Genomic DNA, 25,502 nt, shown 5'->3' with positions numbered 1-25,502 from the left:
AAATGAAAAAAGCTACCTTTCTATTCTTTTTTTTATTTGCCTTTTTAGCATTACAGGCACAACCACCATCCAGTTTAAAAGATCCGGTTAAATGGTCTTCTAAAATCGAAAAGAAATCGGATACAGAATATGTATTGGTTTTTGATGCAGTTATTGAAAAAGACTGGCACATGTATTCACAGTTTACTGCCGATGGAGGCGCACTGCCCCTTGAGGTTCTTTTTAATAATGATAAAAAGAACTTTGAAGCAGTAGGTAAAGCTGAAGAAAGTAAAACCGAAAAAGCTTTCAACGAAACTTTTGGTGTTGAAGAAACATTCTGGAGCCATACAGCACAGATAAAACAAAATATTAAGATCACGAATCCAAAATCTGAAATTGTACAGATTGAATTAGCCTACCAGGCTTGTAAAGAGGTTTGTATTCAGGGTTCTAATTTATTCGAGTTCAATATCAAAACATTAACATCTAAAGAAGTAAAAAGTTTTGAGGAGCTTGTTGTACCTGTAGCATCAGAAAAAAAAAACGATGATAAGGCAATAAATAAACATGCTGATAAAGAAGAAACTAAAGGAATATTTACTATATTTTTCCTTGCGTTCCTTTCAGGCTTCGCTGCATTGTTAACACCATGTGTGTTCCCAATGATCCCTATGACCGTTAGCTTTTTCACCAAGCAGAGTAAAACCAAAGCTGCAGGTATTAAAAATGCTTTCATTTATGGAATTTCCATCATTATTATATATGTACTGTTAGGATCTCTTGTAACTGCAATTTTTGGAGCAGATTCACTAAATGCACTATCAACAAACGTTTGGTTCAACATTATTTTCTTTGTTCTTTTAGTTGTATTTGCGTGCTCATTCCTTGGAGCATTCGAGATCATGCTTCCTAATTCATGGGCAAACAAAGTTGACCGTCAGGCTGACAGAGGCGGTATAATAGGAATATTATTCATGGCACTTGCATTAGCTATAGTATCGTTCTCCTGTACAGGTCCTATTGTTGGTACATTATTAGTAGAAGCTGCGTCTAAGGGCGGTGCTGCTCCGGTAATTGGAATGTTAGGTTTCTCTCTTGCATTGGCATTACCATTTATGCTGTTTGCAATGTTCCCGGGATGGTTAAATAGCTTACCAAAATCGGGTGGATGGCTTAATACTGTAAAAGTATTTTTAGGATTCCTTGAATTGGCTCTTGCATTTAAATTCCTTTCGAATGCAGATTTAGTTTTACAGATGCATTTACTTGAAAGAGAAACATTCTTAGCGATCTGGATCGCAATATTTGGTGCATTGGCTTTATACCTTTTCGGAAAAATCAATTTACCACACGATAGCCCATTAGCTTCTATATCTGTAGGTCGCTTATTATTAGGTTTACTTGTATTAAGTTTTACCGTTTACATGATCCCAGGTTTATGGGGTGCACCTTTAAAAATCATTAGCGGTTTCCCTCCTTCAATGACCTATAGCGAAAGCCCGTACGGTATTGGTGGCGGAAGTACAGGGGCACCAGGTTCGGATGTTCCTTTACCGGATGGCGCACATATTGGTCCGCACGGTATCATAGCATTTGAAGATTACAGTAAAGGTGTAGCATATGCTAAAGAGGTAAACAAACCAATCCTTATCGATTTCACAGGATATGCCTGTGTTAACTGTCGTAAAATGGAAGACAAAGTATGGTCTGATGATCATATCCTGCCTACATTAAAGAAAGATATTGTTTTGATCTCTCTTTATGTTGACTCTAAAAAGGAATTGCCTGCAAGTGAACAGTACATATCTGAAACTACAGGTAAAAAAATTAAAACTATTGGCAATAAGTGGAGTGATTTCCAAATTACCAAGTACAAAACAAATTCTCAGCCGTATTACATCCTGGTAAATCTACAGGAAGAAAATCTTAACGATCCTATCGGTTATACTCCGGATGTTAATGAATATGGAACATGGTTAAAAGAAGGCATTGCCAACTTTAAATAATAATAGAAAAGCCTTCGTAATGAAGGCTTTTTCTTTATATATCGTTTATTAGTTTTCGTGCTGCTGTCTGCACCGGATCCCAAACAGGAGAGAAGGGTGGAGCATAGGATAAGTCAAGGTCTATTATATTCTGCACAGTTAGGTTATGCGTGAGTGCTGTAGCTAATACGTCTATACGTTTAGCTGCACCTTCTTCGCCAATTATCTGTGCTCCTAATAACCTGCCACTTTTTTTCTCTGCCAATAATTTTACAGTGATATCTTTTGCTCCCGGATAATAATGGGCGCGTGTTTTACTTTTGGTCGTAGCGGTTACATAATCTATCTTCATTGCTTTTAGGTCTTTTTCAAGAAGTCCGGTACGCGCTACTTCATAACTACATACTTTACACACTGCTGTACCCACGCCACCAGGAAAAACCGATTTTTCTCCGGCAATATTACTTCCGGCAACCAGTCCGCTTTTATTGGCCAGTGTACCCAGAGCAATATAAACCTGCTTTTTACTTACCAAATGGAATGTCTCAGCACAGTCACCGGCAGCCCATACATCTTTTATATTAGTTTCCATTTTGGTGTTAACAGCTATGGCATCTTTAACACCAAGTTTGATCTTTGAACCTTTCAGGAAAGCAGTATTTGGTGCAGAACCCATTCCGAAAATAACAATATCGGCTTTGATTGTTCTCTTATTCGTGACTACGCCTTTTATCATATTATCTTTAAGATCGAAAGCTTTCAATTCTTCATTAAGATATAAAGTAACACCAAGATTACGAACAGCATCGGATACCATAGCTCCCATATCGGGATCAAGTGTATTCATTACCTGTTCAGAACGGTTTATCAATGTAACTTTTAAACCTCTAATCAATAGTGCTTCGGCCATTTCGAGCCCAATATAACCGCCACCAATAATTACTGCCGACTTTGGTTTTTTATCCTCTATATATTTCTCCAGTTTTATACCGCTTTTTAGAGTAGAGATGCCAAAAGCATTTTCTGCATCTTGCCCTTCAATATCAGGACAAAAAGAATGACCTCCCGTTGCTATAAGCAACTGATCATATTCCTGCCATATTTCCTCATCTTTTTCTTTATCAAGTACTTTTATCTTTTTATTATCTGTATCTACCTCCAGAACCAAATGCATAGTCCTGACATCGATCTTGTATTTTTTTCGAAATTCCTCAGGACTTCTCACCACGAGCTCTTCAGCAGATTTTACAGTTTCCGATATAAAATAGGGGATACCACAGGCAGAATAGGAAGTATATTGTGATTTTTCAAAAACAATTATTTTCCTGTCCGGCTGTTCACGCCTAACTTTAGAAGCTGCAGTCATTCCGGCAGCATCGCCGCCAATTATCACAAGTGTATTATCTGCCATAGTTATTTGTTTTATAAAAAAAATAGCCAAAACGTTGCGTGTTTTGGCTAAAAGGTAATATAATTAAGTAGGTGTTCTAACCCAGAATATGCTGGCTCAATATCACATATACTTCGTTGATATTATTGTCTTTACCAAATTGTTTTTTTATAGGAAGGCTTTCACCTCTTACCCAAATCTTCAATTCTGCATCAAGGTCAAGAAGACCCGCACTTTCTTTAGAGAATTTAGTAATACTACCATAAGGAATAGATTGATAATCTACCTTAGATCCGGTAATACCCTGCTTATCTACTAAAATAAGTCTTTTATTAGTAAACACAAACATATCTCTGATAAGTTTGTAAGCTTTCTCGATCTTTTCTCCTGGAATAAGCATAGGCTGGAATTCGCCTGTTATTTTCTCGATATTAACTTCAGAGGCATTGCCCATAATGGCATTAAATAGTCCCATAATTTTATTGTAAGTGGTGATTTAAATTTGAATAAAAGTAAGATGTTATTTCTGATTTAGAAAATTTATAAGTTTATTTTAAGGGGAAATTATCAATTGAATTTATTTGCCTATTTTCGGCTATTAATAACAAACAAAACTGATTCGTATGAAAAATAGCATCAAATTAATTTTAACGGCACTAACTTTCTTTTTATTTTCAAATACTGCATTTGCACAAAAAGAAAAGACGATACAAACAGCTGTAATTAAAACCGTAATACACTGCGATCATTGCAAGCAATGTGAATCATGCGGCGACAGATTGCAAAAAACGCTCCTAAAGGAAAAAGGTATCCAGATGATCACCCTTGATGATAAAGCCATGACCATTAAAGTGGTTTACAATTCTAAAAAAACCGATCTTACCAAAATAAAGACCGCTATAAGCAAATTGGGCTATGATGCCGACGATATACCCGCAGATGCTGTTGCCTATGAAGGATTGGACGGATGCTGTAAGAAATAAATTTTATAAATACAGGAATGAAGGGAGCCATGAGCTCCTTTTTCTATTTATTTCACTATGCTCTTAATTAATGAATACTGAAACACTGTTGTTTTACTTATAATAATTGTAATCAATTTCCGTATTTTAGAACATTATATATAAACAAATGAAATACCTATTAGTCATTTTTCTATTGTTCAATTCAATAATCATAGTATCACAGTCAAAAGAAATTTCTTTTGATAGTAAACTCTTAGTGGGTAAACTAAAAAATGGTAAGCCAAAATTGTTAATCACCAAAAAGGATTTTATAAACACGGTTAATAAAGAGCTTTATAAACATGATCCAATTATTGATAATGTTGAAGTCATTCAAAAATATACACTGGGCAGTAAAAAAATAAAATATTTCTATGTTGAGTTCTCATCATCTAAAAGAAAAGATCTTCATATTGTAAGATGGCTATGTAATTACAATGGTGAACTTTATTTTGACAAATCAAATAACCCTGATATATATACCTATATAGACTTATTTATTATTTGTGAGGGAAATGAAAAATGCAGACCAAGATTATTTTACATGGGAGAGGATGATTTAGGCTGGAGCTGTAGAGAATTTATAGGCTGTGTAACGGAAGAAGAAGCTTTAATAAATAAATGTACACAAGGCAATGCTGCTTTTTGATGCTTAAATAAAAAGGCTAAATAGTATATCATAAAATTGTAATTATTTTCCGTATTTTAGACACTTCAAATTTACTATATGCTGATAAAAGTTTTCGGGAGCGCCGTTTTTGGGGTTGAAGCCACAACCATTACCGTTGAAGTGAATATAGATAAAGGTGTAGGCTATCACCTAGTAGGACTGCCTGATAATGCTATTAAAGAGAGTAGCTACCGTATTGCTGCTGCTTTAAAGAATAACGGCTATCAGCTTCCCGGGAAGAAAATTACTATAAACATGGCACCTGCCGATTTAAGGAAAGAAGGATCTGCTTATGATCTTACCCTTGCCATAGGCATACTGGCAGCTTCAGGACAAATTAAATCGGATGAAGTTGACAAATATGTAATAATGGGTGAGCTTTCGCTTGATGGAAGCCTCCAGCCGATAAAAGGAGCATTACCCATTGCTATCAAAGCTAAAGAAGAAGGTTTTAAGGGATTTTTTCTACCAAAGCAAAACGTAAAAGAAGCTGCTATTGTAGCCGGACTTGATGTATATGGTATTGAAAATGTCTTGGAAGTTATTGATTTTCTGGAAGGAAGAGGTACACTTGAACCGACGATATTCAATACCCGTGAGGAGTTTTACAAAACACTCGATTTTCCGGAGTTTGATTTTAGTGATGTTAAGGGTCAGGAAAGTATAAAACGCTGTATGGAAATTGCCGCGGCTGGAGGACATAATATTATATTGATCGGTCCGCCGGGAGCAGGTAAAACAATGCTTGCCAAACGTCTGCCAAGTATATTGCCTCCAATGACATTAAAAGAGGCTTTGGAAACGACAAAGATACATAGTGTGGCAGGTAAAGTTAAAGAAGGCGGTTTAATGAACCAACGTCCTTTTAGAAGCCCCCATCACACAATATCCAATGTAGCACTCGTCGGAGGCGGGAGTTATCCACAACCCGGTGAAATATCTATGGCTCATAATGGAGTACTATTCCTTGATGAATTACCCGAATTTAAACGTGATGTACTCGAAGTAATGCGCCAGCCATTAGAAGACCGTGAAGTTACCATATCCAGAGCGAAGTTTACAATAACATATCCATCGTCTTTTATGCTGGTAGCAAGCATGAACCCAAGTCCGGGAGGTTATTTTAACGATCCCGATGCACCTGTTAGTTCATCTCCACATGAAATGCAGCGCTACCTAAGCAAAATATCAGGTCCTTTACTGGACCGGATCGATATTCATATTGAGGTTACTCCTGTACCTTTTGAAAAGTTATCTGATAAACAAAAAGCGGAAAATAGTGCAGATATTCGTAAAAGGGTAACTACGGCAAGAGAAATTCAAACAGAACGTTTTTCCGATTTCGACAAAGTACATTATAATGCTCAAATGAATACCAAACAGATTCGCGAATATTGCGAACTTGATGAGGCCTCCTTACAACTTTTAAAAACAGCTATGGAACGGCTTAATCTTTCTGCGAGAGCTTATGATAGAATTTTGAAAGTTTCCAGAACAATTGCCGATCTTTGTGGTGCCGTTAATGTAGAGCAGGAGCATATCGCCGAAGCCATACAATATCGCAGCCTGGATAGGGAAGGTTGGTTAGGTTAATTTAAAAATAAAATAAAAATGGTTAAACAAAATTTAGTAGAATTATTCAACGGCATGCCGGCTATAGTTCAGGAGAAATTACGCCCTGTTATGGATAATTTATTAGAAAGAGCTCAAGATCTTGATGCTGCCGGAATGGAAGATCCTGATTATGAAGATGAACTGGAATCGATCACCAAAGAGGTAAATAAGGTAAAATACCTTAATGACCAGTGGCAGATAATGAACGCTAAAAAGAGTAATTAATTATTGTAGCTCTTTAAAGGTATCGCCTTGTTTGATATCTCCCGTTTCAAATCCTTTTTTAAACCAATACATGCGCTGAGCCGATGTACCATGCGTAAAAGAATCAGGAACTACATGCCCTTGAGCACGTTTTTGAATGGCGTCATCACCTACAGCATTTGCAGCACTTAGTGCTTCATCAATATCACCTTCTTCGAGTATATTATTCATTTGCTCATTGTAGTGCGTCCAAAGACCTGCATAAAAATCGGCCTGAAGTTCCTGTGCAACAGAAAGTCTGTTAGCACCAGCTTCATCCGTTTGCGACTGCAACTGTCTAACTTTTGATGAAGTTCCTAATAATGTCTGTACATGGTGGCCAATTTCGTGAGCAATTACATATGCAATTGCAAAGTCACCGCCTTTAGCCCCGAATCGCGATTGTAATTCATCAAAAAAGGCCAAATCCATATATACTTTTTTATCGGAAGGACAGTAAAAAGGTCCTGATGCTGACGATGCACCACCACAAGCAGTTTGTACACTATCGCGAAAAAGTACCAATTTCGGTTTTTCATAAGTCATACCATTTTCGGCAAATACTTTTATCCATACATCTTCTGTGTCGGCAAGAACGGTTGCAACGAATTTTCCCATTTCTTTATCGCGTTCCGATAATTCCACAGTTTCCTGCTGGCCGCCAGCTCCATTTTGCTGTAACTGATTGGTGATTTCCTGGATCATGGTTCCACTATCACCACCACCTGTAAACAGACTTATAGCAAGTATTATTATACCTATAATACCACCACCTGCAGCAATTTTACCTCCTGAAACACCACGGCGATCTTCCATGTTATCGCTTTGTCTTCTGCCTGACCATTTCATATGTATCGATTTTATGTAATGAAGTTAGGGAATATAATTTTATACAGGTAATACTTTATAACAATTTTTTAAATTGGTCATAAAAAAAGCCATACGAAATGTATGGCTATAAATTTGAACATAACTTATATATTAGAATCCAAAACGGAAGCCTAAATAAGCATCTGCCTGGTTTGTATCACTAATAGCTGAAGAAAGTATTGACCCAGAACCAATGTAGAAACCTCCTATACGGAAACCAATACCTGCTGTGAAACCTGAAATTTCATTATTTGCCAAAGGTGCATAAACTTCAAAGAAACCAGTAGAATAACGCGGTGTAAGCGATATCATGTTTTGTACTGCTATCTGTCCGTCTTTACTGTCTTTGTTAAGCTTCTGCTGAAAATATCCTGTAGCATACCAGTTTCCTGAAATATTATAGTCTGCATATGCAGAAACCAAAGCCGGCATTTTTGCTTTAAAGTTTTTACCTGATTTATTTAACGTTGCATAACCACTCTGCATTAGGATATCTTCTATTTCCTGAATGGTGTCTGCGTTTTCAAACTGAGTAAGATCAAGCCCGCTGGTTCCATCAAGAGGGTTATTATCATTAGGAATGTTCAATGAATAATTATTAGAAACATTTTTATCATCCTTAAATGTCATGCTTCCCATATTTCTGAATGCTAAACCTGCATTCAATTTGTATTCATCATTATTACCATTAACATTTTTCCATCGGTAATTAAAACCTATATCAGTAGAAAAACCATTTAAGCCACCTGCAAAGAAGTCTGCAAAATTACCTGCATCATCAAAACCGTCAGCTAATGATCCTGAATAAGCAAAATTCAAATTAGCCTGAGCATCATCAAGAACCGTTTCGTTAGTTAGCAAATTGGTGTTAATGGTACCTTTAAATTTACTGGCAGACATATTAGCATAAGCTCCCGGAAATAATAACTTGAATGTTACACCCGCAGAAAATTCATGCTCTTCGTCTTTATAAATTTCTCTTGCAGCAGATAAACCAATTTCGCCCCATGAAGTTGCAGTAGCTCTTTGATTATATTGCGAATTGATATTTGCTGTTACCGTAGTACTCATAATAGGATCTAGTGTTAATGCCCGACCTAAATGCGTATCTATATCTACAAGATTAGCTCTTACTTTTGCAGCAGTAGTAATTGCAAAAGCCCACTTATCAACTTTCATTGCAAAAGATGGGCCTAATATTTCTACATCAACACGCATATTTACAGGGTCATCCCCCGTAAATAACAATTCTTCAAAATTGTCTGCACCGCCTACAAGATCACCAAAACTAATTTTATTGTTTGAAACGTTAGCACTTAATGAAAAAACACTAACCTCATATTTTTTTTCTAAATTCACTAGTTCGGCAGGGTTAATTGTGGCATTGATGATGCCTGTTCTTCTGGAAGTGCTAATACCAGAAAAATGCTCCTGAGCGTAAAGCCCTGTACTTAGGAGCGTAATAATAAAGAGTAATGGTTTTTTCATATGTAAATGTGATTATTTGCTGTAAATGTACAAATATTTAAATTTTCAATAAGGTTTTAACAGCAGAATCACTTTCGCTATTAAAATAAATTTAAATTTCATTAATTTAATGCAAATATCTAAAAATCATTCACATAACAAAATACCTATAGATAGGTATTTTGCCATTTTACAAAAACTTGTTATTTGGTTAACCTAAACAGCTTTCCAGATTACATCGTCGGGTACAGGAGCAGTGATGGATATATTTTCTTTTGAAACAGGATGCACAAAAACTAACTTTCGTGCATGTAAATGAATACCTCCATCAGGATTACTACGGTCAAAGCCATATTTAAGATCTCCTTTAATAGGGGAGCCTATAGCCGATAACTGTGCCCTGATTTGATGATGGCGTCCGGTATGTAAATTAATTTCGAGTGCGAAATAATTATTCAACTCTTTTATCACAGTATAATCAAGGCTTGCTTTCTTACTTTCAGGCACCTCTTTAGTATGTGCTTTAGAAGTATTCGTTTTTTCGTTACGCTTAAGAAAATGCTCTAGAATTCCAGTGTTAGTTTCCGGTTTTTTCTTTACAACAGCCCAATAGGTCTTTTGCGTTTCTCTATTTTTAAATAGCTCGTTAAGTCGTGTAAGCGCTTTTGATGTCCTTGCAAAAATAACAATACCGGTTGTAGGTCTGTCGAGCCTATGCACAACGCCAAGAAATACTTCTCCGGGCTTATTATATTTGTCCTTTATATATTCTTTTACAACATCGCTAAGGGGTTTGTCTCCGGTTTTATCGCCCTGAACAATATCGCCTACACGTTTGTTAACCGCAATAATGTGGTTGTCTTCATAAAGAACCTGAAGGTTATTTTTATTGGAAAGTACTTTCAAAATTAGATTATTGGAAGGTTGTATTATTAGAAATTAAGGCAATATGAAAAAAGTCTTGAAATTAATATAATCTCAAGACTTAAATATTTTAATAAACTAAATTCTAGTATTGTTCATTAGTATTTGGAAAATCTTTAGATTTTACATCTGTCACATACTGACCAATTGCAGTAGTCATTTCTTCATAAAGATTCATATATCTACGAAGGAAACGCGGGCTAAATTCATTGTTCATACCCAACATATCATGTATTACCAATACCTGACCGTCTACGCCACCGCCTGCACCAATTCCAATTACCGGAATTGAAATACTTTCGGCAACCTTCTGTGCCAAATGAGCCGGAATTTTTTCCAGAACTACAGCAAAACATCCAATGCGTTCCAGCATTTTAGCATCTTCCATTAATTTCTCAGCTTCTTCATCCTCTTTTGCACGTACAGTATAAGTACCAAATTTATAAATAGACTGAGGTGTTAAACCTAAGTGCCCCATAACAGGGATACCAGCATTTAATATCTTCTTTATTGAATCTTTAATTTCGCTGCCACCTTCAAGCTTTACAGCATGTCCGCCGCTCTCTTTCATAATCCTGATAGAAGAACGCAATGCTTCTTTAGGATCAGACTGGTAACTTCCAAAAGGTAAATCTACGACAACCAATGCTCTTGTAATTGCTCTTACTACTGATGATGCATGATAGATCATTTGATCTAATGTTATAGGAAGTGTCGTTTCGTGACCTGCCATAACGTTTGAAGCTGAATCGCCTACCAATATGACATCTATACCGGCAGCGTCAACAATTTTTGCCATAGTATAATCATACGAAGTCAGCATAGAGATTTTCTCTCCATTAGTCTTCATTTCAATCAGTGATTTTGTAGTAATCCTTTTGTAATCTTTTTTTGCCGTTGACATAATGTACTGTTTAGAGAGGTAAAAGTAGTAAAATGTAATAAGAATAGCCGAGCAGAACTTGTTTTTTAGCTGTTTTTGTAACAAACCTTTACTACTTGCTACTAAAGTAAATAGGTAATACCCTAAAATTATGAAAAAGCTATTGGTTATCTTAATTGTCTGCCTGGTACAAAACACTAAAGCACAGGAATCTGATGTAAAAAAAACGATTCAAATCTTTTTTGAAGGAATGCATCAGGGTGATACTTTAAAAATAAAGTCGGTTTGTAAGGGTTTGGTATTACAATCCATTAGTGAAAATACTAAAGGAAATACTCTTACAACAGAAAATACTGAGGATTTTCTTAAATCGATCGCAGCACTTCCTGTAAATATAAAAATAGAGGAGAGACTTTTGGATTATAAAATACAAATCGATGGTTCATTAGCACACGTCTGGACGCCCTATGAGTTTTATGTTAATGGTAAACTAAGCCATAGTGGAGTAAATTCATTCCAGCTATTTAAAGATAATGGCATCTGGAAGATCATTTATATTGCAGATACCCGCAGGAAATAATATTAAAAGAAAAAGCCACATCAAATTTCAATCAATGTGGCTTTTTTATATTAAACAGAAAACTAACTAACTAACTAACAGTCTGCGTTATTAACTGTAACGGCAAGACCGCCTTCAGATGTTTCTTTGTATTTATTATTCATGTCCTGAGCAGTTTTCCACATAGTATCTACCACTTTATCTAAAGGAACTTTAGCATTCTTAGGGTCAGTTTCAAGGGCAAGTTCTGCTGCATTTATCGCTTTAATTGCACCCATAGTATTACGTTCAATACAAGGAATCTGTACCAGTCCTCCTATAGGATCACACGTCATTCCTAAATGGTGTTCCATAGCAATTTCTGCAGCCATAAGGCATTGTGCAGGAGTTCCACCCATTAGTTCGCAAAGCGCTGCTGCTGCCATTGCAGACGACACACCAATCTCTGCCTGACATCCGCCCATTGCTGCCGATATAGTAGCACCTTTTTTAAAGATACTGCCTATTTCTCCTGCAACCATTAAGAATTGTTTAATGTGGCTTTCGTCTGCATCGTGATTTTCTATAACCATATAATACATTAATACTGCTGGAATAACACCGGCACTGCCATTAGTAGGTGCAGTAACCACACGGCCAAGAGCTGCATTAACCTCATTCACTGCAAGTGCAAAACAGCTGACCCATTTTAGTATCTGGCGGAATTTAACTTCGGTTTTCCTGATTACTCTTAACCATTCCCACGGATTATTATATGGTAGTTCACCAATCATTTTACTGTGCATATCAAATGCCCTGCGTCGCACATTCAGTCCGCCCGGAAGTATTCCCTCGGTATGGCAGCCTGTGTACATACATTCCAACATAGTATTCCAAACACGCATCAGTTCTTTATCTATTTCTTCTTCTGTACGTATCGACTTTTCATTTTCATATACGATCTCCGATATCTTTTTGTTCTCGGTAATTGTATACTGTAAAAGTTCATCGGCCTTATCAATAGGGAAGGGGAATGCACATTTAATCATTTCCTTTTCACCGGAAGCTACAAGTTCTTCTTTGACTACAAACCCCCCACCTATAGAATAGAAAGTAGACTCATATTCTCCGGCATCTGTATACGCCGTGAACATAAAACCATTGGAATGGAAAGGAAGGAAGTTCTTATTAAAAACTATGTCAGTATCAATTGTAAAAGGTATTACTTTCATACTCCCTAAAAACAACTGATGTGTTTGTTTTATATCCTCTATAATAGAAGCTATACTGTCTATAGGAACATATTCGGGATCAGCACCGCTAAGTCCAAGCATTACAGCAAGGTCTGTGGCGTGTCCTTTACCCGTTAAAGATAAAGAACCATACAGGTCAACCTTAATACGGATAACATTATTAAATATGCCTTCTTCATGGAGTTCTTTTAAAAAACGTTCGGCTCCACGCCAAGGACCAAGGGTGTGGGAACTGGAAGGCCCGACACCGATTTTAAGCATATCGAAAACAGAAATACATTCGTTCATAGTAAGTAATAGCAATTCTTGTAAAGGTAATTTATTCCAGCCGATAAAGGTAAATAAATTGCCAATACTATAACGATATAGTACTAAAATTGTTGATTTAACAAAACAGATATAACAAAGAAATATAAAGATGTTATATCACTATAACACTCTAACTATTGTTATGTGAAATTACTTTTCCATTTCGCTATACAAAGCTCTTTCCATTATTATACCATTCTGCTTTATAAACTCCTGAAGGTTGAAGTTTTCATTTCTATAATATGCTTCAACGGCTTTTTTAGCATTGCTAATAGCCTCTTCATTTTCCCAGATGGCAATGGTTATGTAATTAAATCTGCTTTCGCCTACAGTTTTTACGTAAGCATGGTCTTCAATAAAACCGGGAATGGTTTTAAGCAGCTCCCTGTTCTTGTTCATCCTGTTGATAAAAGATTCATGGGCATTTTCAGGAATCGTAAACGTATCAATAAAAGTTACTCTTTTGCTTTTATCGATATATCGATACTCCCTTACTTCAATATTACCTCCGGTAGCTAGTACCGGACTTTCTTTTGCCAGTTCAACAGCCTGTTCTTTGTTCTGTGCCAGTACTGTTACTATAGCACCTAAAAACATAGTGCCTTCAGCAAAAGTATTTTCGCTTATTTTAGCAGCAGTACCTGTTATTAATATTCCTTTGGGTTCAAATACTTCATTACTTATATATAGTCCTTTACTTTTCCAGCCTGCTATTGTTTTGTGCCATTTATTACCTATATCTGCAAGCTGTTGCTCAGTATAGTTAATGTTAGGATATCTGAATAACAAAACATATTCTTTTAAGGCAGCTGTTTTAAGAGGTTGAGTTTCTTTTAGCGGGCTTTGAGCATATAATGAAAGAGTGAGGAATAGAAGACCCAATGAAAGTTTGGAATTAGATGTTGTTTTCATGATTATTACTTTTTTAGTTGAAACAAAACTATGACTGTAATAATCTGTGAAATTGTAAAAAATCATTGATTTACCACTTTCGTGGCTGCTTGATAAAATTGTGAGGAAGTTCTCCTGTGAATGTTTTAAAATCTTTTATAAAATGCGACTGATCAAAATATCCCGAGGTATAAACAGTATCTAAAAGATTATTTCCCGGATTAAGATTATTAACCAGGTTGTTGAGTTTTACAATAGAAGCATATTGTTTTGGTGTTGTACTCGTTGATTTGCGGAAACGTTTCTCAAAGGCATCACGGCTAAGAGGCAGGTTATTCATAAGCTCATTGATCCTTATGTTTCCTTTTACCAATTGTATATTATGAATTGCTTTTTGAACCAAAAGATCGGGTTTTACCTGATTCAGTCTGGAAATAAGAAAGTTCTCAATTATAATAATGCGTTGGTTATCATCAATCGCTACTGCTAATTGTTCTTCAATCTCATTAAGAATACTCATCTTTATCAAACTGTCTAATGACAGGCTTATAGAGAATAATTCATGTAATGGTTCATTAAAGAAAGCTGTAGCACCGCCTTCTTTAAATTTAACCAGCAGGTTGGATGTTTGCTCATAATAAGTAAACGTTCTGGGAGATTTTCGCAAACCGCTGATAACCATTTTAGGTAATAATCCGCTGCTATCGGTCTGCTTGTAATCTACAGTTCCCTTAAACCTAAACGCCATCACGATAGCCGTATCCGGAAGTGTTTTATTAACCATACCTTCAAGGCTCTCAATAACCATATATTCCTTTATATAAGGAGAAAGAATAGGGCAGGGTAAATAACTTTGAATTTTCATTTTTGGGAAACTAACACTCAAAGCTACAAAAAATATTGCCTTTTAAAGACAAATACCCTGCCCTGAAAATAAGAAACTATTGTTTTAATAAAACTGCAAGCCTTTCATTTATGGAACCAAATTGCTGCAGTGCTTTATCTTCGAATCCTGAAGCAAGTTCAATAAACCAATACGGATGCTTGTTCCGTTTATTTGTTTTAAGATTAATATGGATAAATTTTGTCCATAACAATGCTTTTAACTGCTTTTGATCTTCATCCCACATACTCATTTCTACCAATAGAGAATCGTCTCCAAGCTTAATTAAACCGGATTGTATGCATACATTTTCATTATAATAGGCAGAATTGAGGTAGGTGATTTCGTGCTTACTGACCATCCATCCGGAACCTTTTTCATATAGGCTTGTCATGCTTATATCGTGAAATTCTAAAAGATGATCTTCACGGGCATTGAGCATATAATCTATATACCCCGAATTATTGAGATGTTTAAAGGGATCGCAGTCGCTAAACCTTATCTTATAAAATGTTTTAAGTTCCATTTGCTTTTATTTTGATAGAGCAAAGCTGCAACTATAGACAAGCTTTTCCTTTGACAATTATCAAAAAAAAAAATCATACTGCTTTAGAACGTATCCTACTTAATGTTTCCTGTGTTATTCCCAGGTAAGAAGAGATATGACCAAGAGATATTCTTTGTGAAAGAGATGGATTTACACTTATGAATTTACTGTAACGTTCCTGAGCCGTCATAAACTGAATATCTGTCAAACGCTGATTTAAAGTAATAAGATCCTGAGTGATAAGCTGCCTGCCAAGTCGCTCAATATCATGATGGGCATCATATAATTTTTCAAGTTGTGTATAAGGCATTGACCATATCGTAGATGATTCTAAAAGTTCAATCTGCCTAATATCAGGTGTATTGGTTAGGTATCCGGTCATTGAACAGGTAAATGAATTTTCGACACAAAACCTTTCAGTAACTTCCTTATTATCTTTTATGTAAAATGTTCTTGTAAGCCCTTTTTCAAGATAGTGTAGATTTCTGCAAATCCCACCCATTGGTACAAGTACATATCCTTTAGGCAGTTTCTCTTTTATCATGTGCGATAAAAGTACCTGCCTGCTTTCAGGACTAATATTTACAAGATGCGATATACTGTCAAAAAAACTAACAGGTTTTGTACTGTTTATCATGGCTCTTATTCTTATTTAGTAAAATTACCCAAATCAACAACTACTATGCTATTTATTGCAATTTCTTTTTCTTTACTAGCTTCCATTTTCCGCTTTCTCCTACATAGTAATAATCAACAATATGTCTGGAATGTAGTCGATCCTGATAATGTCTTTTGAGAGGTATTGCAGTTAGATCATCGAGTATAAAAGTACTTTCTGCCGAAACTCCAAAAGCACTTCCGTCAAGAGTACAATTTATAACCTTAGTTTTTTCATCATATTCTGGACGATCCCATATGTTGGTGTTTTCAGTTGTATCAATAAGCCTAATCAGTTTTTTATTCTTCTGGTCGTTTAGAAATACTATTGTCCATTCATTACCATTTATGTTAGAAAAAATCCAACATAATAGATCTTCATCACCATCTTTATCAAAATCGGCTATCCGGAAATGAGAGAAAAGTTCATTTTCCTCCCTATACAAGAAGTAAGATTGATATTGCATATCTTCCTGTAAGATCCATTGCTCATTTTCATATCTCGATAGAGAAGCAATCGTATCATTTTCAAGGGTCATAGAATATTTTAAAGGCATTTTGCCATTTAATATAAATTCACATTTTGGCTTTTCTCTGCTCCAATCTATATCATTATCACCCATAGGTGGATAATCTAATTCAAAAGTAAGCATAGTTAGAGTATTAGACTCAATCTGCGAATAAGTGGTATTACAAATCAATAAGAAGAGAAAAACAAAATATTTCATCTAGTTAAAATTTGGATTAAATATATATAAAAAAACCTCCCGATTGGGAGGTTCTAATTATATTATAATATTGCAACAAAATTACATTTTGCGTTCCATTAAAGCCATGTAGAATCCGTCAAATCCAGATTCAGATGCTAAAACTTTTTTATCCTTTACAAAGGTAAACTGCTGACCAATTTCTGTAGTAAGGAAATGTTTTACCTGTTCCTCGTTTTCAGATGGTAGGATGGAGCAGGTAGCATATACCAGTTTACCACCTGGTTTTACAATCTTAGAATAGCTCTCAAGTACTTCTTTCTGTACTTTTTTAATGTTATCTATAAACTCAGGTTGTAGTTTCCATTTACTGTCCGGGTTACGTTTTAAAACACCCAGTCCGCTACATGGAGCATCGATAAGTACACGATCTGCTTTTTCGTGTAGTTTTTTGATAACCTTAGTGCTATCAATAATGCGGTATTCTATATTGAATGCACCATCTCTTTTAGCACGAATTTTTAACTGTTTTAGTTTGCTTTCATAAAGATCCATCGCTATTAGCTGACCTTTATTTTCCATTAAAGCTGCCATGTGCAGTGTTTTTCCACCAGCACCAGCGCAGGTATCTACAACACGCATACCGGGCTCAACTTCAAGGAAACGGGCCACAAGCTGCGATGAAGCATCCTGAACCTCAAACATACCTTCTTTAAAAGCATCTGTAATAAATACATTTGCTCTTTCTTTTAACACAAGAGCATCAGGGTAATCTTTGTCAATTATCGTTTCGATGTTAAGGTCCATTAAAATCGCTCTTAACTTTTCACGGGTAGTTTTAAGGGTATTTACCCTAAGGATAACTTTAGCCTGCTCGTTTTGTGCAGCAAGTTCAGTTTCCCATTTCTCTTCACCCAATTCTTTAATACACAGTTCATCCATCCAGTCCGGAATAGATTCTCTGTATTTTCTTATTTTAGAAAGTTCGTCATAACGGCCTTTAATTCTTCTTACCGGTGTTTCTTCAAAGTATTTCCAATCAGGTAGGGTAATACCACGCAATACTGCCCATACAGCAAATACACGCCATAAGTTATCCCTGGTTAATGGTTCTTTAACCTCTGCAATTTCTGTATAAAGACGTTTCCAACGTACTATTTCATATATGGTTTCGGCAACAAACTTCCTATCGGCACTGCCCCAGCGTTTGTCTTTTTTAAGCGCTCTTGCTACTACTTTATCGGCATATTCGCCATCATTAAATATATGGCCCAACGAGTCTATAACCGTAAACGTTAAATTCCTGTGTAATCTCATCATTGTAATTTGAGGTGCAAAGGTATTATTTTTTAGGCAGATACCCTAGGCCAATTAATTCACTCTTTTATACCTCTTAATGAAGTTTGATGGTGTTTCCCCGGTCTTCTTTTTAAAGAGCCTTGAAAAGTAAGCATAATCATCATATCCAAGCGATAAAGCAATTTGAGCAAAACTGTCCCGTTGTAATATAAGTTCTTTTTTTGCCTCAAGCATTACACGTTCCAGTATAACATCAGATGCTGTTTTTCCAACAACGCCCTGTGTAATCCGGTTTAAATGTTTTGCGCTCATATTGAGTGTTTTTGCATAGGCCGAAGGCGATTTTTCAAGAGCATAACTTTGCTCTATGAGGTCTTCAAGTTTACGGAACTTGATATAATAACTGTTCCTGTTCTCAGTAGTGGATGGTTTCTGCTGCGTATAATAGGTACGTGTTCCCTGTATATAAACCAGATCGATCATACTAATGATTGCCTGTTTTTCGAGCATATCCTGAGAAATACTTTCTTCAAGGATCATCTCAAAAAGCATTGATGTTTTTATAAATGCTTTTTCATTCAGATAAACGCATGAAGGGTGATGCATGCTGTAGAAGAAAGGAAAACTATTCAGGCTGTTGTTTATATAGTGAAGATCATAAAACTCCTGAGTATGAAAGAAAATAAATCCTTCGGTATCTTCAGACAGATCCCAATGGTGTGTTTGGCCGGGATTTAAAAAAAATAATGCTCCTGGCTTTACGGCATAAGATGTAAAATCTACTTCATGAATGCCTGTCCCTTTTGTGAAAAGCACACTAAGATAAAAATTGTGTTTATGTGGTAACGCAATATCCTTATGACGGGTCTCCAAATGATCCTGAAGAGTATTTACATAAAATTCTTCCAGCACATCATGATCGTGAAACTGCTGTATATCAAGTATTGTAACTTTTGCCATAAATCAGACTTAATTATGTCCTAAAAGTACAAATTTTAGCGTAGATATTCTATTGTGGAAACTAGTTTTCTACCGTAAATTTGTATAAAAAAAAGATGTCAGCAATAGTAGGTATTATCACAGAGAAATGTCCTAAATGCGGTAAAGGAAAAGTGTTCAGCCGAAAAGGTAATCCACTGCTTTTCCAAATGCCGAGAATGAACGAAAATTGTTCAGAATGCGGCCATAAATTCGAAAAAGAACCAGGTTATTTTTTCGGTTCAATGTTCGTTAGTTATGCTTTGGTAGTAGGAGAGATGATCGTTTTTTTCTTACTTGTACATAAATTCATAGAGAGTTTTGTAACGATCCTGATTCTAATAGCCTTACTAGCAATTCTTTTAAGCACCTTTAACTTCAGGATGTCAAGAATGGCATGGATGTATTTACTGGACGGTAAAAACAAGCAGATATAACTGCACTTAATAAAGTGTAGTATTTCGTCAATATATAATACAACCACCTGCACCCAATGCTTTAAAGCCCTGCAGGTGGTTGCTCCAAATTTTACAGGTTTATTTTTTCTATTGAGCATAGCAATATATTTACTATTTCTAATTGTAGTCATCATTCAGGCAATTAGAAATATATAAAAACTGTTAACTCAAAAAAGGCAGTGTAATAATTTATTACCTTAGCCTTTTAAACAAAAAACAAATGAAAAAAAGCCTATTACTTATCCTGTTTACAATAATATTTTCCTGTAAAGATAAGAGTAACAACGAAGTCGCTGATTACAAACCATCATTTACAAGTACCACAGCAGACACCTTATTGAGCGAAGAGATAAGCATACGCGCATTAACCATTGATGGTGAAAAAGTATGGTATGCAGGAAGCAGGGGTAAGTATGGATGGATCTCATTAAATGGCGGAAAAAACTTTAGTGGTGTTGCCGTTCAGGATACACTTATACCAGAATTTAGAGCTATTGCACAAACAAAAACCGATGTCTTTATACTTAATGTTGGCACTCCTGCATTGCTTTATAAAATATCAAAAGACGGAAAACGCAGTAAATTAGTCTATACAGAAAATGGTGAAAAAGTATTTTATGACAGTATGCAGTTCAGTAACGATAAAGACGGCATCGCTATGGGCGATCCAACAGAAGGTTGTTTATCTGTAATTGTTACAAACGATGGGGGTGATACCTGGACAAAAGTACATTGTGATAAATTACCAAAAATAGCACCGGGAGAAGCAGCTTTTGCAGCTAGTAATACCAATATTATTACTAAAGGAGATAAAATATGGATGGTATCCGGTGGTAAGAAATCAAGAGTTTTTTATTCGTCAGATAAAGGTAAGAACTGGGAAGTATATAAAACGCCTATAGTTCAGGGAAGCGAAATGACGGGTATATTCTCTGCAGACTTTTATAATGATACCATAGGATTTGCCGTAGGCGGTGATTATGAAAAACTAGAAAAAAATTCAGGAAATAAAATGATCACTACTAATGGCGGTAAAAATTGGGAGCTAATAGGAGAAGGGACTGGGTTTGGCTATGCATCCTGTGTGCAGTTTGTACCGGGAAGTAACGGCAATGAAATTGTAACGATCGGTCCATCAGGATTATACTATTCATACAACAAAGGAAAAGACTGGGAGAAGCTTCTGGATAATAAAACTTTACACACAATTCGATTTATCGATGCAAAAACTGCCATTGCTGCAGGACAAAATAAAATTATAAGATTGCGTTTTAAATAAAATTTGATAGATTTGTAATCCAAGTAAATAAAACTTAAGCGGATTGACGCTATTTTATGAGATCTTTTGAATAGGCACTAAAAATGTAAAATATGTCGTTTAGTATAAAAGAGAAAGGGAAGCTGTTACTTCCCTTTCCCAAACTTAAACTAAACATAAACTAACAAATTAATTAATCTCCCGATTAACTAATTAATTTTCATAAATTACTAATCTTTTTTTGCCTTTAATTTATTCATAAGCATCCTGTTAAATTCGTCTTCCGCTTTTCTTAATTTTAAAACCTTTTTTGGACCTATAATCGGTCTAAGGTCAGTCATTAATTTTTTCTTAAGCTTAAATATTTCATCTTCCGCCGATTCAAGCTGCATTAAAAGTAGTTGAGCATCTTTTGGTGTAAAAGAATCAATTCCTTTTTCTTCTAATTTAATTGTTATCGGACGTATTTTATTATAATTTATATCATAAGTCTTCTCTTCACAAGCTAAATACATTGGCCAAAACTTCGCTGCTTCTGCACTTGTCAGATTAAGTGATGTTGCTATGCGTGAAGACTTTACTGCTCTTATCTGGTCCTGATCTTTTCTATCCATCTGGCCAAACACACACATTGTAAACAATAAAAAGAACGGCAGAACATACTTGATTTTCATAGTATTATTCATATATGGAAACATTTTCACCTGCAAGATATTCTTCTATCGCCTCATCGCTTATTTCATCTGCAACAAAAGACTTATCCATATCACTTATTTCTTTCTTACTAAGATTCTGTGATAAATCATATGAACTGACATTTGCCTGATATAAAAGATAATTTTCTATTGCGGCATTATCGGGCATTTGAACTACAGTATCTTTTCTTGTGAAGATCAGCGAAAGTGATAGGATAAAAACTGCCGCTACAGAAGTGACCCAAACCGGTCTTCTTCTATATAAAGGCACTACCTTAACTTCTTTTAAAGGAAGACTTAGCATTACCCTGTCGGCAAAGCTTTCAAAATAAGCATCAGGCGCTTTAAATCCTGGCTTTATTCTTGGCTCGCTATCTAATTTGAAATCGTTCATATCGTTTAGACTTAATTAATTATAAAAGGTTTAATGGCTATTTACAAAATCTTCGATTTTTTTTACAGCATGGTGGTAAGAAGCCTTTAGTGCCCCCACCGAAGTGCCCAGTATATCAGAGATTTCTTCATATTTTAGGTCTTCAAAATATTTCATTTTAAATACCAATTGTTGTTTTTCAGGTAGTGCTGCAATTGCTTGCTGCAGTTTTAACTGCATAGCATCACCTTCAAAATACTCGTCGGCCTGAAGATTTTGTAGTGCTTTTTGCTGCACCTCTTCATTAGTTGTGTTTGCTTTTTTAGCTTTTGTACTTATAAAAGTAATCGCTTCGTTAGTAGCGATACGGTATATCCATGAAAAAAGCTTACTTTCTCCTTTAAAGTTCTTTAGATTCTGGAATACTTTTATAAAGGTATTCTGCAGTACATCATCAGTATCATCATGATTAAGCACAATGTTCCTGATGTGGCTGTATAGTGGTTTGCTGTATTGGGATACGAGCTGCCTAAACGCGGTTTCCTGCGTTTTGGGATTTAGCAATAATGCTATAAAGGCCTTCTCGTCCTGCAATTTTAGGTTGGTTTATTTATTGGACTAAAATTAAAGCAAAAGGTTTAATGAGCCGCTACTTTATATTTTTGCATCGAAAGGTTTAACAATCTCTTAAAAACAGGCTCTATTTGAATCGAACCGATTTACATCATACGCGTCTGTCTCTAAAACAAATAGAGTGAAAAAGTCCTTTTTAACAAAATAGAACATCTTATCGAAACCCATTTAGATAACAAATAAAAGCCGTTTAAAACACATTATTTACATTAAAATTTAAATTTTCCTCATGAAATAATATCTCTTTACATCCTAATTATGACCCGATCTGAACTAAATTAACTGTATCTTATTTAGTTTGTGCTTTATTCGTCTTATTTTTGCACTTTTAAATTTAGCCATGATAAAGACTGTTATTTTTGATATGGATGGGGTTATTGTAGATACAGAACCTGTTCACCACTATGCCTACCATCAGCATTTTAAACATTTAAATATAGATGTAACCCAGGAAATGTATACTACTTTCACGGGTAATTCTACTAAAAATGTATACCAGCGACTTAAAGAAACTTTTGATATTCTTGATGAAGTTGAAAATTTAGTTCAACAAAAAAGAGCTTTATTTAATGACGCCTTTGATGATAAAGAAGATCTTGACCTGCTTCCTGGTGTTAGGGAACTTATTATAGACCTGCACAGTAACGGTATACAGCTAATTTTGGCTTCATCTGCTTCAAAAGTAACTATAGAACGTGTTTTTAATCGTTTTAAACTTCATCAGTATTTTACGCATATCGTTAGTGGCGAAGATTTCCCTAAATCAAAACCGCATCCTGCTATTTTTGAGCATGCAGCATCTTTATCTGTCGCTCCAAAAGAAGAATGCATCGTTATTGAAGACAGCACCAATGGTATTAAAGCTGCTAAAGCTGCCGGAATCTATTGCGTGGGTTATATTAGCGAACATTCAAAACTTCAGGAATTAAATGAAGCTGATGTGGTTATTGGTCATTTCAACGAACTGGACTCTAATAGAGTGAAAAGCTTAAAATAGTTAAGCCAGCCACTAAACGAATTATCAATTTTAACCAATAGTATTTATGCTATTGGTTGAACCGTATATAAGTAATGATAAAAACAGTAATTTTTGACATGGATGGAGTAGTGGTTAATACTGAACCTATTGGGTATCACGCAAACCAACTATTGTATAAGTCGCTTAATATTAATGTATCAGATGATGTATACCATACATTTATAGGTAATTCGGATAAGAATATTATTCAGAAACTCAAAAACCTGTATCCAATAGCACTAAGTCAGGAAGAATTACTGGAAGAAAACTACCGATACTTTTTTGATGCTTTTGACACTAATGAAGATCTGGCAATGTTGCCGGGAGTAAAAGATCTTATCGTAGATTTATATAATAACGGCATGAAATTAATATTGGCTTCATCTGCATCAAAAAGGAAAATAGAAAAAGTTTTTGATCGTTTTGATCTTCATCAGTACTTTGATTATAAAATAAGTGGTGAAGATTTTGAATTCTCTAAACCACATCCTGCTATTTTTCAGGAAGCGGCAGCAAAATCAGGATTTACAAAAGAAGAATGTATTATAATTGAAGACAGCACCAACGGTATTAAAGCCGCTAAAGCTGCCGGAATTTACTGCATAGGCTATGCAGGTGAAGCAGCAATGGGGCAGGACACTTTTTTAGCCGATAAGGTGATTACCGATTTTAAAGAATTAAATTTCGAAACAATAAGAAACATAAAGTGATTCCGTTGAGTTTAATCAAATAATCTTATATTTAATCTAATTTAAAACTCATCCTATGCTTACACAAAATAACACTTTAGAGCTGGAAAAAGTTTTATCTTTCCTTAATGAAATTGGAATTAATGTTATTGAAAAAGAATTAGATAACACTTTTTTACCCGGATTAAGCCTGGGACCTAACTGCATTTATATTGACTACGATAAATTATTATATCCTGGAGATATATTACATGAGGCAGGGCATTTAGCTGTTACACCTGGGTCAGAAAGAACAGTCGCAGGCACTGATAGAATGTCTGCAGAATGGCCCACACAGGGAGAAGAAATCGCGGCAATACTTTGGTCTTTTGCTGCAGCCAGCTATTTAAAACTACCCATCGAATTTGTATTTCATCCTAACGGCTATAAAAATGACTCTGATTGGATCATATCCAATTTCAATAGTGAAATTTATATAGGCATCCCTTTCCTTGAATGGGCCGGACTTGCTTTAGGAAAAGAAAAGGCTTTAAAAGAAGGGAAGGAAGCGTTCCCTATAATGCTAAAATGGATAAGAGATTAATTATGGATACTTTAATACGCTCTATAAAATTCCCTTTCGCTTTTGATGTAGAAAAACTACAAAACGATGTTGGAAAGATCTTAAATGAAAAATGGGTCGATCATTACAATCCTAAAGACTATTCAGGAAAATGGACTTGTATAGCATTAATGTCGCAAACCGGTAAATCAGATTACGTTTATGCTGTACCAAATGGACCGGGGGATATAAAACTTGTTGCTACTGAAGTTTTAAATTCCTGCACTTACTTTAAAGAAATTTTAGATAGCTTTCTATTCGAGAAAACAGCTGTACGATTGTTACAATTAGCTGTTGGTGCAGATATTAAACCACATAGCGATAATTGCCTTGGTTATGAAGATGGTTCATTTCGATTACATATCCCTATAATTACCAACAGTGAAGTTGAATTCTTTCTTGATAGCACACGACTGACAATGAATGAAGGCGAATGTTGGTACATTAATGCAAACTTTATTCATTCTGTTGCAAATCGCGGATATAAAGACCGTATACATCTTGTAATTGATGGAATTAGAAATGAATGGACTGACGCTATGTTCTATAAAGAAGCTTCTGAGAATCAGTTTATAAAACCTGTTCCCTCAATAAGTGATGAACAAAAAAAACTCATAATAGCCGAATTAAGACGGATGAATACACCTAGGGCAAATGAAATGATTAAAGAACTGGAAATTTAA

The 25,502-nt window shown here is 35.4% G+C and carries 29 protein-coding genes; 12 read left to right on the top strand and 17 right to left on the bottom strand.

Translation table 11 applies throughout. The features are described 5' to 3' along the window. Positions 1-2: 2 nt before the first annotated feature. Positions 3-1,988 (top strand): protein-disulfide reductase DsbD family protein, encoded by a 1,986-nt coding sequence (locus EPI11_RS09355; RefSeq protein WP_128389700.1) that lies wholly within the window; start codon positions 3-5, stop codon positions 1,986-1,988. Positions 1,989-2,022: 34 nt separating this feature from the next. Here the strand turns inward: EPI11_RS09355 and EPI11_RS09350 are convergent, their stop codons facing one another. Then, positions 2,023-3,378, bottom strand: a complete 1,356-nt coding sequence (locus EPI11_RS09350; RefSeq protein WP_128389699.1) for an FAD-dependent oxidoreductase — start codon at positions 3,376-3,378, stop codon at positions 2,023-2,025. A gap of 76 nt (positions 3,379-3,454) precedes the next feature. Next, the gene (locus EPI11_RS09345; protein ID WP_128389698.1) at positions 3,455-3,832 is read right to left on the bottom strand and encodes a PH domain-containing protein; all 378 of its coding nucleotides are present in this window, start codon (positions 3,830-3,832) and stop codon (positions 3,455-3,457) included. Positions 3,833-3,980: 148 nt separating this feature from the next. Here EPI11_RS09345 and EPI11_RS09340 point away from each other — a divergent pair, with 148 nt between their 5' ends. From EPI11_RS09340 to EPI11_RS09325, 4 genes are all read left to right on the top strand, one after another. Continuing rightward, on the top strand, positions 3,981-4,340 hold the full coding sequence (locus EPI11_RS09340; RefSeq protein WP_128389697.1) for a cation transporter: 360 nt from the start codon (positions 3,981-3,983) through the stop codon (positions 4,338-4,340). Between the two features lie 148 nt (positions 4,341-4,488). Continuing rightward, positions 4,489-5,010: a hypothetical protein gene (locus EPI11_RS09335; protein WP_128389696.1), complete on the top strand. Its 522-nt coding sequence runs from the start codon at positions 4,489-4,491 to the stop codon at positions 5,008-5,010. Between the two features lie 78 nt (positions 5,011-5,088). Then, a complete protein-coding gene (locus EPI11_RS09330) occupies positions 5,089-6,624 on the top strand; it encodes a YifB family Mg chelatase-like AAA ATPase (RefSeq protein WP_128389695.1) in 1,536 nt (511 codons plus the stop codon). 18 nt (positions 6,625-6,642) lie between these two features. After that, positions 6,643-6,870: a hypothetical protein gene (locus EPI11_RS09325; protein WP_128389694.1), complete on the top strand. Its 228-nt coding sequence runs from the start codon at positions 6,643-6,645 to the stop codon at positions 6,868-6,870. Here EPI11_RS09325 and ypfJ read toward each other — a convergent pair whose 3' ends face one another. From ypfJ to panB, 4 genes are all read right to left on the bottom strand, one after another. After that, a complete protein-coding gene (gene ypfJ / locus EPI11_RS09320; protein WP_128389693.1) occupies positions 6,871-7,737 on the bottom strand; it encodes a KPN_02809 family neutral zinc metallopeptidase in 867 nt (288 codons plus the stop codon). A 132-nt stretch (positions 7,738-7,869) separates the two neighbouring features. Beyond that, the gene (locus EPI11_RS09315; protein WP_128389692.1) at positions 7,870-9,246 is read right to left on the bottom strand and encodes a DUF5723 family protein; all 1,377 of its coding nucleotides are present in this window, start codon (positions 9,244-9,246) and stop codon (positions 7,870-7,872) included. A 195-nt stretch (positions 9,247-9,441) separates the two neighbouring features. Further along, a complete protein-coding gene (locus tag EPI11_RS09310; RefSeq protein WP_128389691.1) occupies positions 9,442-10,131 on the bottom strand; it encodes an RluA family pseudouridine synthase in 690 nt (229 codons plus the stop codon). 103 nt (positions 10,132-10,234) lie between these two features. Further along, entirely contained in the window at positions 10,235-11,053 is an 819-nt protein-coding gene (gene panB / locus EPI11_RS09305; protein ID WP_128389690.1) for a 3-methyl-2-oxobutanoate hydroxymethyltransferase, read from the bottom strand. Between the two features lie 130 nt (positions 11,054-11,183). On the opposite strand from panB, the gene EPI11_RS09300 reads away from it, so the two are divergent. After that, complete coding sequence (locus tag EPI11_RS09300) at positions 11,184-11,612, top strand: nuclear transport factor 2 family protein (RefSeq protein WP_128389689.1); 429 nt, start codon at positions 11,184-11,186, stop codon at positions 11,610-11,612. A 74-nt stretch (positions 11,613-11,686) separates the two neighbouring features. Here the strand turns inward: EPI11_RS09300 and EPI11_RS09295 are convergent, their stop codons facing one another. The 8 genes from EPI11_RS09295 to EPI11_RS09260 all read right to left on the bottom strand — a co-directional run bounded on the left by EPI11_RS09295 (position 11,687) and on the right by EPI11_RS09260 (position 19,076). Further along, the gene (locus EPI11_RS09295) at positions 11,687-13,111 is read right to left on the bottom strand and encodes an L-serine ammonia-lyase (RefSeq protein WP_128389688.1); all 1,425 of its coding nucleotides are present in this window, start codon (positions 13,109-13,111) and stop codon (positions 11,687-11,689) included. A 171-nt stretch (positions 13,112-13,282) separates the two neighbouring features. Further along, positions 13,283-14,044, bottom strand: coding sequence for an antibiotic biosynthesis monooxygenase (locus tag EPI11_RS09290; protein ID WP_164879140.1), 762 nt, complete (start codon positions 14,042-14,044; stop codon positions 13,283-13,285). 70 nt (positions 14,045-14,114) lie between these two features. Next, positions 14,115-14,888, bottom strand: coding sequence for a helix-turn-helix domain-containing protein (locus EPI11_RS09285; protein ID WP_206619105.1), 774 nt, complete (start codon positions 14,886-14,888; stop codon positions 14,115-14,117). 76 nt (positions 14,889-14,964) lie between these two features. Then, positions 14,965-15,432, bottom strand: a complete 468-nt coding sequence (locus EPI11_RS09280) for an acyl-CoA thioesterase (RefSeq protein WP_128389686.1) — start codon at positions 15,430-15,432, stop codon at positions 14,965-14,967. Positions 15,433-15,505: 73 nt separating this feature from the next. Further along, positions 15,506-16,090, bottom strand: coding sequence for a Crp/Fnr family transcriptional regulator (locus tag EPI11_RS09275; RefSeq protein ID WP_128389685.1), 585 nt, complete (start codon positions 16,088-16,090; stop codon positions 15,506-15,508). A gap of 52 nt (positions 16,091-16,142) precedes the next feature. Continuing rightward, complete coding sequence (locus EPI11_RS09270; protein WP_128389684.1) at positions 16,143-16,811, bottom strand: hypothetical protein; 669 nt, start codon at positions 16,809-16,811, stop codon at positions 16,143-16,145. Between the two features lie 108 nt (positions 16,812-16,919). Continuing rightward, positions 16,920-18,134: an RsmB/NOP family class I SAM-dependent RNA methyltransferase gene (locus tag EPI11_RS09265; RefSeq protein WP_128389829.1), complete on the bottom strand. Its 1,215-nt coding sequence runs from the start codon at positions 18,132-18,134 to the stop codon at positions 16,920-16,922. A gap of 54 nt (positions 18,135-18,188) precedes the next feature. Next, positions 18,189-19,076 carry a helix-turn-helix transcriptional regulator gene (locus EPI11_RS09260; protein ID WP_128389683.1) on the bottom strand — a complete coding sequence of 296 codons (888 nt, stop codon included), beginning with the start codon at positions 19,074-19,076 and terminating at the stop codon, positions 18,189-18,191. Between the two features lie 95 nt (positions 19,077-19,171). On the opposite strand from EPI11_RS09260, the gene EPI11_RS09255 reads away from it, so the two are divergent. Next, entirely contained in the window at positions 19,172-19,531 is a 360-nt protein-coding gene (locus EPI11_RS09255; protein WP_128389682.1) for a DUF983 domain-containing protein, read from the top strand. A 241-nt stretch (positions 19,532-19,772) separates the two neighbouring features. After that, positions 19,773-20,831 (top strand): WD40/YVTN/BNR-like repeat-containing protein, encoded by a 1,059-nt coding sequence (locus EPI11_RS09250; protein ID WP_128389681.1) that lies wholly within the window; start codon positions 19,773-19,775, stop codon positions 20,829-20,831. A gap of 209 nt (positions 20,832-21,040) precedes the next feature. Here the strand turns inward: EPI11_RS09250 and EPI11_RS09245 are convergent, their stop codons facing one another. Genes EPI11_RS09245 through EPI11_RS09235 form a run of 3 tightly spaced genes read right to left on the bottom strand, consistent with a single transcriptional unit; the run spans position 21,041 to position 22,472 of the window. Beyond that, entirely contained in the window at positions 21,041-21,484 is a 444-nt protein-coding gene (locus EPI11_RS09245) for a sensor of ECF-type sigma factor (RefSeq protein ID WP_164879139.1), read from the bottom strand. Positions 21,485-21,488: 4 nt separating this feature from the next. After that, positions 21,489-21,899, bottom strand: coding sequence for a hypothetical protein (locus EPI11_RS09240; RefSeq protein ID WP_128389679.1), 411 nt, complete (start codon positions 21,897-21,899; stop codon positions 21,489-21,491). 30 nt (positions 21,900-21,929) lie between these two features. Continuing rightward, positions 21,930-22,472 carry an RNA polymerase sigma factor gene (locus EPI11_RS09235; protein WP_128389678.1) on the bottom strand — a complete coding sequence of 181 codons (543 nt, stop codon included), beginning with the start codon at positions 22,470-22,472 and terminating at the stop codon, positions 21,930-21,932. 379 nt (positions 22,473-22,851) lie between these two features. Here EPI11_RS09235 and EPI11_RS09230 point away from each other — a divergent pair, with 379 nt between their 5' ends. The 4 genes from EPI11_RS09230 (at position 22,852) to EPI11_RS09215 (ending at position 25,502) form a co-directional block, all read left to right on the top strand. After that, positions 22,852-23,508 (top strand): HAD family hydrolase, encoded by a 657-nt coding sequence (locus EPI11_RS09230; RefSeq protein WP_128389677.1) that lies wholly within the window; start codon positions 22,852-22,854, stop codon positions 23,506-23,508. Positions 23,509-23,582: 74 nt separating this feature from the next. Next, complete coding sequence (locus tag EPI11_RS09225; protein ID WP_128389676.1) at positions 23,583-24,239, top strand: HAD family hydrolase; 657 nt, start codon at positions 23,583-23,585, stop codon at positions 24,237-24,239. A 55-nt stretch (positions 24,240-24,294) separates the two neighbouring features. Beyond that, positions 24,295-24,801, top strand: a complete 507-nt coding sequence (locus EPI11_RS09220) for a hypothetical protein (RefSeq protein ID WP_128389675.1) — start codon at positions 24,295-24,297, stop codon at positions 24,799-24,801. Beyond that, positions 24,786-25,502, top strand: coding sequence for an aspartyl/asparaginyl beta-hydroxylase domain-containing protein (locus tag EPI11_RS09215; RefSeq protein ID WP_241657601.1), 717 nt, complete (start codon positions 24,786-24,788; stop codon positions 25,500-25,502). The genes EPI11_RS09220 and EPI11_RS09215 overlap by 16 nt, the downstream gene beginning before the upstream one ends.

Origin of the sequence: Flavobacterium cerinum (assembly GCF_004028155.1) — a bacterium.
GTDB lineage: Bacteria > Bacteroidota > Bacteroidia > Flavobacteriales > Flavobacteriaceae > Flavobacterium > Flavobacterium cerinum.
This window is presented reverse-complemented; position numbering and strand designations above follow the sequence as displayed.